The sequence below is a fragment of the Cohnella caldifontis genome, from assembly GCF_029360585.1.
Lineage (GTDB): Bacteria > Bacillota > Bacilli > Paenibacillales > Paenibacillaceae > Cohnella > Cohnella caldifontis.
Genome location: NZ_JAQZSJ010000022.1, coordinates 21,659 through 37,180 on the forward strand (window position 1 = coordinate 21,659; position 15,522 = coordinate 37,180).

At 61.9% G+C, this 15,522-nt stretch carries 14 protein-coding genes and 1 riboswitch; of the genes, 3 read left to right on the top strand and 11 right to left on the bottom strand.

What is annotated here, in order from left to right; all coding sequences use genetic code 11:
• Nucleotides 1-91 precede the first annotated feature (91 nt).
• Entirely contained in the window at nucleotides 92-556 is a 465-nt protein-coding gene (locus PTZ19_RS22055; protein WP_276357801.1) for a cupredoxin domain-containing protein, read from the top strand.
• Nucleotides 557-1,108: 552 nt separating this feature from the next.
• On the top strand, nucleotides 1,109-1,423 hold the full coding sequence (locus PTZ19_RS22060; protein ID WP_276357802.1) for a dehydrogenase: 315 nt from the start codon (nucleotides 1,109-1,111) through the stop codon (nucleotides 1,421-1,423).
• Nucleotides 1,424-1,623: 200 nt separating this feature from the next.
• On the opposite strand, the gene PTZ19_RS22065 is transcribed toward PTZ19_RS22060, so the two are convergent.
• The 7 genes from PTZ19_RS22065 to yyaC all read right to left on the bottom strand — a co-directional run bounded on the left by PTZ19_RS22065 (nucleotide 1,624) and on the right by yyaC (nucleotide 10,010).
• Nucleotides 1,624-3,813 carry an O-antigen ligase family protein gene (locus PTZ19_RS22065; protein WP_276357840.1) on the bottom strand — a complete coding sequence of 730 codons (2,190 nt, stop codon included), beginning with the start codon at nucleotides 3,811-3,813 and terminating at the stop codon, nucleotides 1,624-1,626.
• Between the two features lie 101 nt (nucleotides 3,814-3,914).
• Nucleotides 3,915-4,640 (bottom strand): PilZ domain-containing protein, encoded by a 726-nt coding sequence (locus PTZ19_RS22070; RefSeq protein ID WP_276357803.1) that lies wholly within the window; start codon nucleotides 4,638-4,640, stop codon nucleotides 3,915-3,917.
• 109 nt (nucleotides 4,641-4,749) lie between these two features.
• A riboswitch (cyclic di-GMP riboswitch) is annotated at nucleotides 4,750-4,840 on the bottom strand.
• A gap of 93 nt (nucleotides 4,841-4,933) precedes the next feature.
• Complete coding sequence (locus PTZ19_RS22075; protein WP_276357804.1) at nucleotides 4,934-5,617, bottom strand: GGDEF domain-containing protein; 684 nt, start codon at nucleotides 5,615-5,617, stop codon at nucleotides 4,934-4,936.
• 31 nt (nucleotides 5,618-5,648) lie between these two features.
• Entirely contained in the window at nucleotides 5,649-7,304 is a 1,656-nt protein-coding gene (locus tag PTZ19_RS22080) for a histidine kinase N-terminal 7TM domain-containing diguanylate cyclase (protein ID WP_276357805.1), read from the bottom strand.
• Between the two features lie 139 nt (nucleotides 7,305-7,443).
• Entirely contained in the window at nucleotides 7,444-8,628 is a 1,185-nt protein-coding gene (locus PTZ19_RS22085; protein ID WP_276357806.1) for a class I SAM-dependent methyltransferase, read from the bottom strand.
• Nucleotides 8,625-9,464 carry an alpha/beta fold hydrolase gene (locus PTZ19_RS22090; protein ID WP_276357807.1) on the bottom strand — a complete coding sequence of 280 codons (840 nt, stop codon included), beginning with the start codon at nucleotides 9,462-9,464 and terminating at the stop codon, nucleotides 8,625-8,627. Before PTZ19_RS22090 ends, PTZ19_RS22085 begins: the two co-directional genes overlap by 4 nt.
• 21 nt (nucleotides 9,465-9,485) lie before the next feature.
• Nucleotides 9,486-10,010 carry a spore protease YyaC gene (yyaC, locus tag PTZ19_RS22095; RefSeq protein WP_276357808.1) on the bottom strand — a complete coding sequence of 175 codons (525 nt, stop codon included), beginning with the start codon at nucleotides 10,008-10,010 and terminating at the stop codon, nucleotides 9,486-9,488.
• Nucleotides 10,011-10,171: 161 nt separating this feature from the next.
• On the opposite strand from yyaC, the gene PTZ19_RS22100 reads away from it, so the two are divergent.
• On the top strand, nucleotides 10,172-10,393 hold the full coding sequence (locus PTZ19_RS22100; protein ID WP_276357809.1) for a DUF1128 domain-containing protein: 222 nt from the start codon (nucleotides 10,172-10,174) through the stop codon (nucleotides 10,391-10,393).
• Nucleotides 10,394-10,731: 338 nt separating this feature from the next.
• Here the strand turns inward: PTZ19_RS22100 and PTZ19_RS22105 are convergent, their stop codons facing one another.
• Genes PTZ19_RS22105 through PTZ19_RS22120 form a run of 4 tightly spaced genes read right to left on the bottom strand, consistent with a single transcriptional unit; the run spans nucleotide 10,732 to nucleotide 15,472 of the window.
• Nucleotides 10,732-11,661, bottom strand: a complete 930-nt coding sequence (locus tag PTZ19_RS22105) for a hypothetical protein (protein WP_276357810.1) — start codon at nucleotides 11,659-11,661, stop codon at nucleotides 10,732-10,734.
• Between the two features lie 39 nt (nucleotides 11,662-11,700).
• Nucleotides 11,701-13,284, bottom strand: coding sequence for a UDP-glucose--hexose-1-phosphate uridylyltransferase (locus PTZ19_RS22110; RefSeq protein ID WP_276357811.1), 1,584 nt, complete (start codon nucleotides 13,282-13,284; stop codon nucleotides 11,701-11,703).
• Between the two features lie 18 nt (nucleotides 13,285-13,302).
• Complete coding sequence (galE, locus tag PTZ19_RS22115; protein WP_276357812.1) at nucleotides 13,303-14,289, bottom strand: UDP-glucose 4-epimerase GalE; 987 nt, start codon at nucleotides 14,287-14,289, stop codon at nucleotides 13,303-13,305.
• 1 nt (nucleotide 14,290) lies between these two features.
• Complete coding sequence (locus tag PTZ19_RS22120; protein ID WP_276357813.1) at nucleotides 14,291-15,472, bottom strand: galactokinase; 1,182 nt, start codon at nucleotides 15,470-15,472, stop codon at nucleotides 14,291-14,293.
• Nucleotides 15,473-15,522: the final 50 nt, after the last annotated feature.

Below are 15,522 nucleotides of genomic sequence, written 5' to 3' on the forward strand. Positions count from 1 at the left end.
TTTGGAAGACTTTCGAGCGGGCTTGTCATGCGCGGACGGGCCCACGCATAGACATCGGATAGAGGGACAAAGTCGAGGAGGGATTTACGGAATGAACAAAGTGGTCTTTATCGACCGCAAGAAAATGCAGCTGTACGCCTTTTTGGCGGTGGCGGTCATTTTGGCGGGGGCTTATATCGGCTGGCAGCAGTCCAAACCCGCATCGTCGGCGCCCGCTCCTGCCGCCGCGTCCTCGGAAGGCACGCAAGTCCGCCAGCTCGTCACCGGCGAGTTCACGACCACGTTGGACGGCAAGCAACTGGAATCGTACCGATGGGATCCGGGAACGGTCATCGTGAAAAAAGGCGTGCCGGTCGAGCTTCGCATCACGGGGGTCAACGGGCAATCCCATCCGTTCGTGATCGAAGGGCTGGACATTTCCGGCGAGGTGCATAAAGGCAAAACGACGGTCGTCCGCTTCACGCCGAAAACGGCAGGCACTTATGCGATCATTTGCGAGACCCACAACGATCCTTCGGAAGGCATTCCGATGGTCGGTTACCTGGTCGTCCAATAACGAAAGCGCCCCTCGCGGGCGCTCAGCCTGTTGGCGAAGCCGTTACCAGGATTCCTCGACCCCCTGGGGGAAAACATCAACAGAGCAGATGATTTGATGATTCTGTTTGAAATTTCGAATACATTTCACTCTGTGGCCCCTAAGTCGAGGATTGTATGCGATTTTTCATATAGAATACCGACGAATTGCAGTTATACCAATATTTGAACGCGAAAAATCGAATATAAAATAATAAATAGCTTCTGCAAATCAGCATGTTGAAGGTTCTTCAACAGCCTGGGCGCCCCTCGCGGGCGCTTTTTTTGTACCGTTGCCCAATTGGACGTTCGATTGGACACGCGCGGGTTTCGGAGAAAGGGAGGTGCATCCCGAGCTGAAACGCTCGTTCCACTACTGTACGCTCCAACCGCAAGATTTGAACTTACAGGCCCGGCATCGACATTCCGGTCGATCCCCTTTCTCCTCCGATCCGTTTCCGGCGCTTGCTGGACGGCGGTTGCCGAATCCCCCCGATCCGCATAGGGTATGGCAGGAAAGCGAGGTGCGGCCGAAATGATACGGGAGAATCAGGAAAAGCACGCAGCATCGCTGCCCACTCCCCGGGGGATCCGGAGGGCGTGCGGAAAGGAACTGTACCGGACGCTCAAACGGTTGAAGCATTACGTGCCGGAGGAAAAGGTGCAGGAAGCCGTCGAACTTTACTATAAGCGGGTCGTCGGCCATTTGGAGTGGATCGCGCAAAACCACAGCAACCGCAAGCGGCTGGCGGATTGGTGGGACGAAGCGGTGTGCGGCGAAATCGCGAAACTGTGGGGCGTGGACCGGGACCGTCTGTCGAGAGCTTTCCGCGACGCGTTCGGGGGGTGACGCGCGAATCGGCAGCAAATGGCTTGCCGATTCGCGTTCGTGAGGTAACTAGGGATCGGCGGAAACATGCGGCTTTTGCGCATTGTTCCGCCAGGCTCTTAGGTGCAGGCTATCATGTGTAGACGATCGCGCGTGACTCAGCAGTTCAGGGTTCATGATCCTATCGATAAATGGCTAACCGAAAAATCGGCTTGATAGAGTCACCGGCCCGGCCTGTCCAGCGTATCCAGAAGCTGCCGGGCTTGATCGCCCCAATCCGTCGTCCCCTCGGCCAGCCGTGCCAGGAGCCCCCTTGCCTCGTCCAAACGGCCGAGCTCCGCATAGGCTCGAGCGGCGTGGTATTCCGCGGCGTCCGTCATCTCGAACCTCCGATCGTTGGCCGGATGGTCCATCGCCTCCACTTGTTGCGCGAGACGCCGGTATTCCTCGTAGAACGAAACGGCGGCTTCCGAGGCCATGCGGGCTTCCGCGTCCCGGTCCTGAAAACGGAGCGCGTCCGCCAGCCGCATCATGCCGGCGACCGCAGCGGTCTGCGCCTCCCGGTTGAACCGGTCGAGGCGCAGCGCCTCCCGCAGGCTCGTCTCCGCCTGCGCCTCAAGCCCCAGCTCGGCCTCCGCCAGGCCGAGCTGCAATTGCAGCGGCGCGGACGACGGCTCATACCGCCGTCCCGCCGCCAGCACGCTCGCCCGCTCCCCCGCAAGCGGCAGGAGCGGGGCGAGCGCCAGGCGAATCCGCCCATCGGCCGGATTCGCCGCAAGCGCCGCGCGCAGCTTCGCTTCGCGCGCGGCCGGGGCCGCCTCCCGGTCGGCGGCGGCGTAGGCGCGGGCGGCGGCATCCGCATGCCAAGCCGCCCAAGCGCCCCACGCCGACGCCCCGAGCAGCAGCGCGGCGGCCCCTCTAGCGGCCAGCCGCCGCAGAGCGCCCGGCGGCCGGGCCGCCTCCGTCGTCCGCTCAACGGAGGCAAACATCGCGATCCATGCCAAGAGCAGCAGCCAAGTCCATCCGTAGGACATGTCGAAGTCGACGGCCGCGTGAATCAGCAACACCGCTGCAGGGGCGATCGCCACGCGGCTATGGTTGTTTTTCCACATGCTCCATAATCCGTATGCCAACAAGCCGGCCAAACAGGCAAGACCGAGCATCCCCACGTCCAGCAAAACGTCCAGATACCCGTTGTGCACCTCGCTGCCGACATAGGGCAACGATTGGTATAGACCGAACAAAGACCCCCAGCCGTCCCCGCCCCAGCCGAGCCAGGGAGAGTCCCGGAATAGGTTCCATCCGTCCCGGTAAAACAGCATCCGCGACGAAGCCGTTTCGTAGTTCCCCCCGGCCAGCCTGCCCCCCGGCAGCCAGCCGGACCGCCACGCATAGATCCCGGCAGCCAGCAGCAAACCCATGACCGGCCACAGGCTCTCCCAACCGATGGAGAGCCGGCGCGTATTTCCGTCCCGCCGTTCGAGCTTCTCCAACCAAAGCCCCATGGCGTACATCACGGCGATTCCCGCGATCAGCGCCGCCGCCGTCAATCCGCCTCCCCAGGCGGCGGATTCCTCCGTGCCGATCACCGCTCCGCGCGCCGCCGCCCAAGCGGCGACCGCCGTCCAGACGGCGGCCAGCGCGAGCCGGATCCGGGCCTGCCGGCCTCCGGCCAGCAGCAGCGCCAGCAAGAAGCCCGCCAGCAGCGCGGCTGTCGATCCCCGGGACTCCGTCAGCGCGAGAGCCCCTCCGTACGGAATCGAGAACAGGCTGGACAGAGCCAGCCGCACCCTGCTCGAACGGCCGCCTGTCCGATTGTCGGCCGTCCCCGCGTCGCTGCCCGCCCATATTTGCCACCATCGGAGCAGGAAAAAAGCGAGCGCGGCCCCGTAAGCATTCGGATACTGCAAAAACCCGGCCAGCCGAACGCCCGTTGCGGAAAGCTCCGGATCGTCGAAACGCTGCACGATATCCGGAAAAGACAGCACCCCGTACCAGCCCAGCCAACCCCCGAGCAGCAGGAACAATCCGGAAACGTGGATCGCGGCTTCTCCCCACGGCCGGCTCCCCGGAAGCCGGCGCCAAACCGAGAGCGCCGCGAACCACCCGGCGAGCGCCGTCCATCGGAGCATCGCGTCGACCGTCCCCTGCACGGAGGCCGGTCCGGACAACAGCGCGGCGCCGTAACAAGCCGCCATGGCGAGCGGCAGCAGCCAAACCAGCGGGTCTCCCGCATCCGCAGGCCGCGGCGGATGCCGCATGACGTACGCCGCGGCTGCGATCCCGGCCGCGAACAACGTCCATTCGATCCGATAGGCATCCGCATCGAAAAACCATCCGTACCTCCACGCCGCCAGTCCCATCACAGCCGCGATTCCCGCCGCTCCCGCCGCCCGAAGCGCCGTCCCCATTTTCACCCGTATGCCCCCCGAAACAAAACAAATGACAGGTCCAGTATGACGGACCTGCCGGAATTCGGCAATATGCGACTAGACGAGCGGCGCGCTTTCGCCTATCTTGCCTTTTTATATCCGGACTTCTTCTGAAGATCCCGATCTCCCTGCTTGCGGGTCTGCACGTTCCGCTCGACCTGCTGCCGCAGGATCAACGCGCGGAGCGGACGCATCATTTCCGGCTCCAACACCCGCATGACGGCCCCGCACTCCACCCCGTCCTCCTGCTTCTCGCGCCGGACGATTTCCAGCTCGCAGCTGAATTCGAACCCGAGCGCCACGCTGGCTTTCAGCTTCGCCGACCGGAACAGTTCCGGCATATCGGGCACTTGGAAGCCGAGACCGGAAACGCTGATGTTCTTCAGCGGTACTTCCAGCGGTTCCTCGAGCGTTTTGGACTGGCCGTCCTTGTCGACGATATCCATGATCCGCAGGCTGCCCTTCACTTCGACGCGCGGGTGTTCGCGCTTTTCGTGGAACCGTTTATGCATTTCGGGCGGCTGAATGAGCGCGATTGCCCCTTCGTATTTGGCGAACACGTTGGACGGAAAACTCTGGATGCCCGCCGGCGTATACACCGTCAGCTTGACCTTCTCCCCCAGCTCGAACGCGTCGTATTCGCTGATCTCGACTTCGAACAATTCGCCTTCCACATGCGTCATGAGACCCGTCGTCACGAAATTTTGCGACTCCACGACCGTTCGGCAGTGCAGCAAAATGCCCAGCGGAAGCAGGTCGCCGTTGCTGTTCCGGAAATCCGATGGCGTACTCGTACCTTGGCTCACCTACGATACCTCCTTGCATCCCATGCTTAAATCTCCTAAAGAAAATAAAAAGGCGGCTTCCATTGGAAGCAGCCTGTTCGCCAAGTATCCCGGTTGATGTCGGGGACGGTTCGGCAGCCAGGCTGTCGTGGTTCGCGAAGCGAACGTTAGACCCTGTGGCTTTGCGTCCTTGCCTTTCGGCAAGTTTGCCATTTTCGACGTCGTTCTTTCTTATTCCGCAATTGATTCCATATTACCACATTTGTCCTAAATGCGTAAGCCCCCCGGGACCAAAGTCCCGGAACCTTTGTCCCTTAAGCTTTCAGTCTTTGCGCAGGCGTCTCTTTGCCGTGCTTCTTCTCGGCGTACATGCGGCGGTCGGCCGCCTGCATCAGTTCTTCCAGGACGCGGCCGTCATCCGGATAGACGGCGGCGCCGGCGGAGACGCCCAGATTCTCGCCGCCGCGCAAGGCGATCCGCGAGGCCAGTTCCCCGATGTCCCGGCTCAGTTGGTCCAGCGAAGCGCGGTCTCCGTAGGGACACAGCAGCATGAATTCGTCTCCGCCCCATCGGGACGCGATTTCGCCATGCCGGGAAATGTCCCGCAGGCCGCGCCCGAATTTGCGCAGCACCTCGTCGCCTTTCGCATGGCCCAGCGTATCGTTGATCGCCTTGAAGTCGTTGAGGTCGACCAGGACGACGGAGAACCGTTTCCTTCTGCGGTCCGCCTGCGCCACGAGTTTGGGGAAACCCTGCTGCACGAAGCGGCGGTTGCAGACGCCGGTCAGCGGATCCTTCTCCGCCCAATCTTTCAGACGGTCGTAGCGGAAGCCGAGAAACCATCCGAGGGGAACCGACGCGGAAAGCAGCGCCGCCCCGCTCCACAACGCGTAACGAAGGGGCTCCGCCCCTCCGTCCCTCCCGAAGCAGAGAACGGCGGCCGCCGCACTGAACGCCAGCGCCAAACCGATTCCGATCGCTTGTCCGTTTCGTCTCATCCCGGCACCTCCGACAAGGGCTCAATCACCGTCAATGGGCGACCACGACGCGGTTTCTTCCGCCGTTCTTCGCCTGATACAAGGCGGCGTCCGCCCGGGCGAACACCTCGCGCAAAAACTCTTTCGGATCTTCGAATTTCAAGTCATCGCCGTCCTCGGACACGACGCCCATGCTGATCGTCACGTTCACGTTCTCGTCTCCCGCTTCGACGGCGTTCTGTTGGATGGCATGAAGAATGCGTTCCGCCAGCAGCATGGCCTGTTCCCGGTTCGTGTGGGGCAGGTAGACGGTGAATTCTTCCCCGCCGTACCGGGCCAGAATATCCGTCCGGCGAAGCTTCCCGCGTACGGTTTCCGCCGTTCCGCGGATCACTTCGTCTCCGACCAGATGGCCGTAGCGGTCGTTGATCTGCTTGAAATGGTCGATATCGAACAGGAACACGGAGAACGGTATCCGGTACCGCATGTTGAGCAGCACTTCGTGCTCCAGCTGCTGCATCAGGTAGCGCCGGTTGTAGCACCCCGTCAGGCTGTCGGTGATCGCCATCTGCTCCAGCTTCTGGTTGACGCGGAACAGCTCTTCCTGGATTTTGATCAGCTCCAGGTTTCTTTCGTGAAGCGCTTCGTTCTTGCGGTTCATTTCGTCCACCAGCTTGCGCAGCTCGGTCACGTCATGGAAAGCGATGACCCTGCCGATCAGCGTCTTCCGGTCGTCAAGCACCGGGGAAATCTGGATCGTCACGTGGCGGACGGAAGGATCCTGCAGTTTGATTTCGGTCTGCATGCGCTCTTGAGGATTATGTCGGTATTTATACAGAAATTCATTAGTCTCTTCTTGCGTTTGCAGCGCGGAAAGGAATTTGCCCAGATCGAAAATTTCGCCTTGGGCCGTGCGGAGAAACGGGGATGCCCCCCGGTTCACCTCCAGCACCTTGTCTTCCTCGTCCACCACGATGATCCCCATGGCCATATGGGAGAGAATGTCCCGTTGGGCTACGCTGAGGATATCGAACATCCCGAATCGGTAGATGGCGAAAACAAAGCAGCAATCCGAAAGAAAAATGCCTAGGGAAGTCAAGCCCGGAATGACGGGCAGCCAAGGAGCCAGCAGCACGTTAATGAGCAGATCCAGCACGCTGAAGCCGGTCAGCACGAAAATGCCGATGACCGCGATCGCAAGCTGCTTGCGCTTGTTCATGGAGTTCACCGTCTTCAGGGCGTTGAACATGATGAGCAGCGCGATGATGAAATAGACGTATTCGGCCACCACGAGCAGCCAGAATAAAGGCCCGTATTCCCGGTGCAAGTAAGAGCCGCCGACCGGCGAGAGGAACACGCCGCGGGGATTGAAGATGACGCCTGCGGCGCAGACGAGAGAGGGGAGCAAGTATAGGAACGCCTTATAGGGCTTCAGCGAGACGGCTCTGCCCGTCAAAAACAGCACGAAAAACAGCCATCCCGGTCCTAGCAGCGACAACGCGGTAAAAGAGAGCTTCACGAAGCCGAGTTGGAAACCCGGATAGCCGGTCGTGCTGGTCATGAACTGGCCGAACGGCCAGATCATCATGACGAAGTGGAAAACCAAATAGACCTTATGGGTGTGCGAGATGCGATTGAACGCCAGCACGCCGAAGAACAAAAGGAGCAAACAGGCGAACAACAGCATGTCCGGCCAGACAAGCGCCAAGGCGGTCACCTTTTCTCCAAAGGAAGGAGTCTCTTTCTCCGTATAGGCAAGCTTCCTGCAATTTTACCATATTGTAGATTTTTCCGACAATCGATATTGATTAATTTTTTCCTAAATTATGGTTACGGAATGGGGGTTTTTACCTGCCGGCTTCACGATTCCGCATTCTGTCCATATACGGGGTGACGGAGAGGAAATCCCGGAACGCTTCGTACTCCCGCCTTGCTTCTTCCGCGCTCCCGCCCTTGCCTTTAACCGCGCGGATCAACAGGTTTTTGGGCGTATGCTCCAGGTCGATGAACTCCAGAATCTGCGTCCGGTATCCCGCCGTTTCCAGCAAATTCGCCCGGATGGCGTCCGTCGCCAGCGCCGCGAATCTTTCCTTCAAGATGCCGTGTTTCAAAATGGGCTTCAGCGCCGGTTGGGAAATTTGGCGGAACAGCTCGTGCTGGCAGCAGGGGACGGACAGGATCACGGATGCGTTCCATCCGATCGCTTTCAGCAACGCGGCGTCCGTCGCCGTATCGCACGCGTGCAGGGTAACGACCATGTCGACGGACGTTTCCTTCTCGTACTCGGCGATATCCCCGACGGCGAACGCGAGTCCGCTCCATCCCAAGTCTTCCGCGAGACGGGAACAAGTTCGGATGACGTCAGCCTTCAAGTCGAGGCCGATAATGCGGACGGGGAACTTCTCCCGCACCGCGAGCAAATGGTAGAGGGCAAACGTCAAATACGATTTGCCGCATCCGAAATCGACCACGGTCAGCTGGCGCCCGCGGGGAAGCTCGGGCACCGTGTCGGCGACCATCTCGAGAAACCGGTTGATTTGCCGGAATTTATCGTACTTCGCTTTGACGACCTTGCCCTCCGGCGTCATCACGCCGAGCCGGACGAGGAACGGGACGGGTTCGCCCTCGGGGATGACATACGATTTCGCCCGGTTGTGGGAGCCGGCGTTCGGCGCCGCCTTGGCGGTCGGTTTTCCTCTCCGCACGGCGACTTCGCCCTTCTTGTTCGCCAGCAGCTGAATATCCGCCTCGGGCGTTTTGATCAGCGCTTGCCGGTATTCCGCCATCGCCGCGATCAGCCGGCCTGCCGTCTCGGCCAGGGGTACGTTCTCATGAAATGCCTTGTTGTCCCGGAACCGCTCGAATTGGTAGAACATGCCGTCTTTCAGCCGCAGCGGCCGAACGGCCGTTTTATTCGCGGTCTGTCCGTCCTTCCTGCGGGGCTGGCTGAACGTGGCCTGGAGCAGCTCTTGCTTCGCCGCGGCGTCCCGGAGAACGCCCTGCCAATCCGGTTGTTGCCGCTTTTCCGTCATTCCGCGTTCTCCCCCGCTCCCGGGATAGCCTCCAGGAAAGCCGTCAGTTCGCCTGACAACCGCTCCGGATCCTCCATCATGCTCATATGCCCGGAGCCGGGCAGCGTCACGGCGCGGATATGGGGCAGGTCCACCGGAAAACGGCGCTCCGGCGGCACGACTTCGTCCAACTCACCGGCGAGCAACAGAATCGGCAGGGCGGTACGGCGCAGCACGGCCGTGCGGTCCGGGCGCTCGCGCATGCCCAATGCGCAGCCGACGGCGCCCCGCGGGGAGGTGCCGTAGCCGATCTCGAGCGCGGCGTTCACCCGGTCGGCCATCGACGTCCGATGCGCCGGCGCGAACAGCTTCGGCACGAGCCCGTCGACGAACGGCTTCACGCCTTCCGTCCGGATCCGCTCGGCGGCGGCCAGCCGCCCTTCCTTGCCCGCTTCCGTATCCGGCAGCGGCGTGGAATGGATCAGGCCGAAACCGAGCAGCCGTTCGGGATGGCGTTCCGCCAGGGCAAGGGCGACGTAACCGCCGAGCGAATGGCCGAAAAGGAACGCACGGCCGATCCCCAGCCTATCCATCAGCCGGATGACATCATCGGCCAGGCTCTCCATGGAGTAGACGCCGTCCGGGGCAGGCGAACCTCCGTGCCCGCGCAAGTCCGGCACGATGACGCGGTATTTGGCCGCCAGAGCCGGGACGACCTCGGACCAATAACGGCCGTCTCCGCAGTATCCGTGAAGCAGCACGAGGGGAAAGCCCCCGCCGCGGTCCTCGAAGCGGAGCTCGACTGCGTCTGTCTTATCGGCATTCGGAATATGCGGGTGAATCGAAGGGTTCGGCATACGGAACACATCCTTATCCATTTATCTTTCTTCGGCCTGCCAGGCGCGCCCGATGGCGTCCGCGATGACGCGGGCCATATTCATGACGCGGAACAGGGAGGTCGTCTGCAGCGTCCAGTACGGTTTCGGCCCGGCCGCGTTCACGATCCCGGCAATGCTGTAAGCGCCGACCGGCGGCAGGTTTTTCCCGATGGAGCGGGCCGGGACGAGCGGGCGGGCAGCCGCCAAGTACAGCCCCACCGACTCCGGGCGTCCGAGGCAGGCATCGATCGCGAGCACGGTTCCCTCTTGCGGCAGCGCCCGGATCACGTCCGGCAGCTTCTCGGCGTCGCAGGGGCGCTCGAGCGTCCCGATCACGCGCGGCAATCCGGCTTCCGTCAGCAGCGTGCCCGCCCAAGGCCCCAGGCAATCGCCGGACGACCGGTCGGTGCCGATGCAGAGGAACGTCATCTCCCGAAGCGGGTGACGCTCCGCGATCCGCCGCGCGAACGCCGCGAGGCCCGCCTCGTCCACCCGCGCCGTTTGTTCGTGCCATGACTCCGCCATCGTTTCGTTCCCGTCCTCCGTTTTCGTATCGTTTCTTCTTATCAGGTTACCATGCGGAAATCCATTCCGCCAACGGATGTGGTACAATAGCAACATCCCGCGGCCCCGGCCCCCTACGGGGCAAGGACGCCGGCCGCGAATTCGAACGGAGGTTTCCCCGAATGGATTTATCCGTGCCGACCCAAGCCAACGTGGAACATATGATCGAAACGATCAAAACGAAGCTGAGGATGGCTTCCGGCGCCGCCATGCAGGCGTCCGCTTTCGACGCCTCCAAATACGAAGACTTGAAGGATATTTACGACATGGTCGTCTCCAAGGACCGCTTCAGCATCAGCGAGGTGGAAGCGATCGTTTCGGAGCTGGGCCGCCTGCGCGGGTAAGGCTGCCTCCGCACGACCCCAATGACAAGCGAAAGGACCTCAATCCCACCGTAAAGTGGAGGTTGAAGTCCTTTTCTTTGCCTAACGGACACCTTGGCCGCTATTCGACAAGAATCGGGCATTCCCGAGACGTAACGGACAGAGATGACCTTACCGGCAACGTTTTGCGGCAACAAGCGACGTTTTCGTCCCCATAAGCGCAACGGTGTCCGTTAGAACGCGAAAGATCGGGGAACGACCCGGATAACGTCCGCCGCGTCCCTTAGCTTTATCCCTCTCGCGCTATTGAACGATGGATGCCCGCCGCGCGGCGGCGTTCCGGTTTCGAGTTCCGGCGGTCACGATACGTAAGCTTTCAGCCGCGACACGGCTTCCTCCGGGCTCCCTTGGCGCAAATCCAGGCCTTTGACGACTTGCCAAGTCTCTTCGTGCACGACGGTCTCTTCCGATTCGACCTCGCGCAGTTCGCCGAGCGTCTCCAGCTCCAGCATCAACGCGTTCGTGTACAATTCGAAGGATACGCCGAAATCCGGATACGAACCGCCGGGCACGGGACGGTAGCGTTTGATGAACGTGTCTCCGTGATTGCTGTACGCGGCCCAGCCCGCTTCGTTGTCGATCCCGACTTTGTAAGGCGTCGGGCCTTCGCCCTGGTCGACCACCATTTCCGACTCGGTGAACTTGATGCGCGGATCGTTCAGACGGTTATAAGGCCAGTGAATGAAGCGGCGGTTAGGCAGCAGCCCGGTATCCGCGCCCGTAAGCGGCACGACCGCGCGCCCGCCCGCGCCCATGACGGACAGCGCCCAAGGCGCGAAACGGATCGGCCATGGCCCCCGGTTCGTCACCCGGTGGATCGCCGTGACGTTCGGTCCTTCCGGATCCAGCCGCAGCTCGATTTCCTTGACGACCTGGTTCCATTGCTCCTGGGGAGCGCGCAGCACGATGCCGTTATCGCCGGCTTTCTCCCATTCGACGGGGTTATTGTCCGGATAGGTCGTGCGGGGCGCGCGTTCCGGACTCGTCCACAGCCGATGTCCGCCATAGATGTGCCACGCGCCTCCGCCCACCGGTTCGAAGTGCTCCCCGGACTGGACGATGTTCTTTTCCCGGTCTTCGAAGAACAGGTTGGTGCCGCCCGCCGATGACAGGTGGATGATGCGGGGACCGAAATCCAGGGTGGCGAGCAGCTCGACGCTTCCGTTCTTCAACGAAACGCAGCGTCCCCACCGCTCATGCTGAATCGTTTCTGCCAATACCTTGGACATGTTGCTGCACACGCTCCTTTGTCGATAAAAAAACGAACCTTAAACGAGTGACGCCGCGGCGAGAAAACGGCGGAACGCTTCCCGTCCCCGGGCATCCTCCTTGAACACGCCCGCGTCGCGAAGCACGGCCGCGAATTTGTCCCCCACGGCGGCCCGAAGCGCCGCGGCGGCCTCGTCCGGCGCGAGCGACCGGCCGAAACGGCCGACGAGCTCCGCGATCCAGGGCGCGTGGCCGCGCAGGGGATGTCCCGGCGCCGAGATCGCTTCCGGATCGTAAGCCGTCGCTCCGGTCAGGAAAGACGCGATCTCCGACAGCTCCTGCTGAAGCCGTCCGGGCAGAACCGCCAGCCCCATCACTTCGATCAAGCCGATGTTTTCCTTCTTGATGTGATGGAGTTCCGGATGCGGATGGAAAATGCCGTCCGGGTACCGTTCGCTGGTCCGGTTGTTGCGCAGCACCAGGTCCAGCTCGTATTCTCCGTTGTCGCGCATCCGGGCGATCGGCGTAATCGTGTTGTGAGGCGTCTCGCCCGTAAACGCGACAATGTCGGCATCGGGATCCGAGTAACCCCGCCACGCCGCCAGTACGCCGTCCGCCGCGCGGAGCAAAGCGTTCCGGTCCGCGGAGCGCAGCCGGAGCACCGACATCGGCCACCGGACAAGTCCTCCGCGCACGGCGGGCTCGGAAGCGACCGGGAACCCATCCTCCACATCGGCCTTCTCCATCGGAAAGACATGCCGCCCGGCCTGGAAATGGTCGTGGTTCAGGATCGAGCCGCCGACGATCGGCAAATCCGCGTTCGAGCCGATGAAATAATGCGGGAACGCTTCGATGAAGTCCAGCAGCCGCGCGAAGGTGGCCGGCGAAATCTTCATCGGCACGTGTTCGCCGCGGAAGACGATGCTATGCTCATTATAGTACACGTACGGCGAATATTGGAAATGCCATTCTTCGCCCTGCAAAGTCAGCGGCAGCACCCGGAGGTTCTGCCGGGCCGGATGGTTCAGCCGCCCGGCGTATCCGACGTTTTCTTTGCAGAGCAGGCATTTCGGATAGCTGGATTGCGGCAGCGTTTTGAGCAGGGCGATCTCCTTCGGGTCTTTCTCCGGCTTGGTCAAGTTGATCGTGATTTCCAACTCGCCGCTTGGGAAGGCATGGCGCCAGTACGCGTTTTTGCGCACCCGGTCCATCCGGATGTAGTTGACGTCGATGTTCAGGCGGTAAAACCAATCGGTCGCCGCCATGATGCCGCCGGCTGCCGCTTTCTCGCGGAACAGCTTCTCGGTCTCCGATGGACGCGGCATGAGCAGCCCCATGATGCGGGCATCGAACAAATCCCGGTACGTGAGCGTGTCGTCGGGCAGCAGCCCCAACCGGACCGCCTCGTCCAGCAGCGGCTCCAGCAAAGCGGCGGGGCCTTCGTCAGCCGACGCGGCGTTGCCCGCGTCCGCGCCCGCCGCCGGTTCGGACAGCCGGAACAAGTCCAGCAGCGCATTCCGCGCGAACTCCGTATCCGGGAGGGCGATCAACCCTCTGTCCAGGGCGAACGCGACGAGCCGCTCGATCGCGGCGTAAATGCCCGTTTCGCCCGCCGTCTCCGTCCGTTCCGTGATGTCAGCCATGATGTGCGGTACCTCCGTTCAGTTTCCGTAGCCGTTCGGATGGGCGCTGTGCCATCTCCAGGCGCTCGCGATGATGTCTTCCAGGTTGTCGCGTCTCGGCTGCCAGCCCAGCTCGCGCCGCGCCCGGTCGGACGAAGCGACCAGCACGGCCGGATCGCCGGCGCGCCTGGGCTCGATTTGAACCGGAATCGGATGCCCGGTGACCTTGCGGGCAATGTCCACGACCTGCCGGACCGAATACCCCCGGCCGCTCCCCAGGTTGTATACCGCGCTTTCGCCGCCGGCGCGCAGACGCTCCAGCGCGAGCAGATGGGCGTCGGACAAATCGCCGACATGGATATAGTCCCGGACGCAAGTTCCGTCCTCGGTCGGATAATCGTCGCCGAACACGGAGATGGTTGCCCGCTGGCCGAGCGGCACCTGCAGCACGAGCGGGATCAGATGGCTTTCCGGACGGTGGTCCTCGCCGATCCGGCCGCTGTCGTGCGCGCCGGCCGCGTTGAAGTAACGCAGCGAGACCGATCGGATTCCGTGGGCGGCGTCGAACCAGCGGATCATTTTTTCCATCGCCAGCTTGGTCTCGCCGTACGCGTTCGTCGGCACCGTGCGGTCATACTCGTCGATCGGGACGCGCTCCGGCTCCCCGTACGTTGCCGCCGTGGAGGAAAACACGATGCGGGAGACGCCGGCTTTCTTCATCTGCTCCAGCAGGCACAACGTGCCGTACACGTTATTGTGGTAGTATTTTCCGGGGTCTTTCATGCTTTCCCCGACCAAAGAATTCGCCGCGAAATGGATGACGCCGTCGATGTCGTTCTCCGCGAATACCCGGGACAAAAACGCCTCGTCGCGCAAGTCCCCTTCGTACAGCTTGCCGCCGAGCACGGCCTCCCGATGGCCCTGATACAGGTTGTCGACGACGACGACCTCTTCGCCTTTCTCGAGCAGGGCCGCTGTCGTATGGGAGCCGATATAGCCCGCTCCTCCCGTCACCAATACCGCCATGTCACGCTTCCTCCTTCAACTGCCGGACGCCGTCCCCGATGTCGCAGACGTAGAAATCGGGATGCAGGCCGGTCGCCTTCTCGTATTTCGCTCCGACTTCGGAGATGAACCGGTCCACCGAATCCTGATGGACGAGGGAGATCGTGCAGCCTCCGAATCCCGCGCCGGTCATCCGCGAGCCCAGCACGCCGGGCACTTCGCGCGCGGCGCTGACCATCGCGTCCAGCTCGTCGCCCGTCACTTCGTACAGATCCCGCAGGGAGTCATGGGAAGCGTTCATCAGCTGTCCGAATGCCGCCAAGTCGTCCTTCTTCAGCACGTCCATCGAACGGGCGACACGGTCGATTTCCTCCGCCACGTGGCGGGCGCGGCGGCGCACCGTCCCGTCCTTGATCAAAGCCTCGTTCGCGTTGAACTGTTCCAGCGTCAGCTGCCCCAGCAGCCCGAGGTCGGGGAAAGCCGCCCGCAGGTCCCGAACCGCCTGTTCGCATTGCGCCCGGCGTTCGTTGTATTTGGAGTCCACCAGGCCGCGCCGCTTGTTCGTGTTGCCGATGACCAGCCGGTACGCGCCCGAACGGAACGGCACGAGCTCGTATTGAAGCGAATCGCAGTCCAGCAGGATGGCATGGTCTTTCTTGCCGTTGGCGACCGCGAACTGATCCATGATGCCGCATTTCACGCCGATGAACTCGTTCTCCGCGTGTTGCGACCAGAGGGAGATTTGCACGGTGTCCGTCGCTTTCCCTTCCAAGGTCAACAGCGCGTAGGCGGTTACCACCTCGATCGAAGCGGAGGAGGATAAGCCCGCGCCGTTCGGGATTTCCCCGTGGTACAGCAAATCATAACCTCTCGAGAGCGGGATTCCCCGCTTCTCCAGCTCCCACACGATTCCTTTCGGATAGTTCATCCAATCGTCGGACTCGTCGAACGCGATCGATTCCGTCGAAATTTCCCGGGTAATGGAAAAGTTCGTCGAAGCAAGCGCGAGCTTCCGGTCCGTCCGCGGCCGAATGAGCAGCGTCGTGCCGAACGTCAGCGCCGCCGGGAAGACGGAACCTCCGTTGTAGTCGGTATGCTCGCCGATCAAATTCACCCGGCCGGGAGCCTGGAATGCCGAAATGTCCGATTCCGACCCGCCGTACCGTTGCACAAAATTCTGTTTCAGTTCCGCCAGCTTCGTCATGACCGATCTCCTTCGATTCATCAGATTGTACGAGATTTCTAAAATCAGTA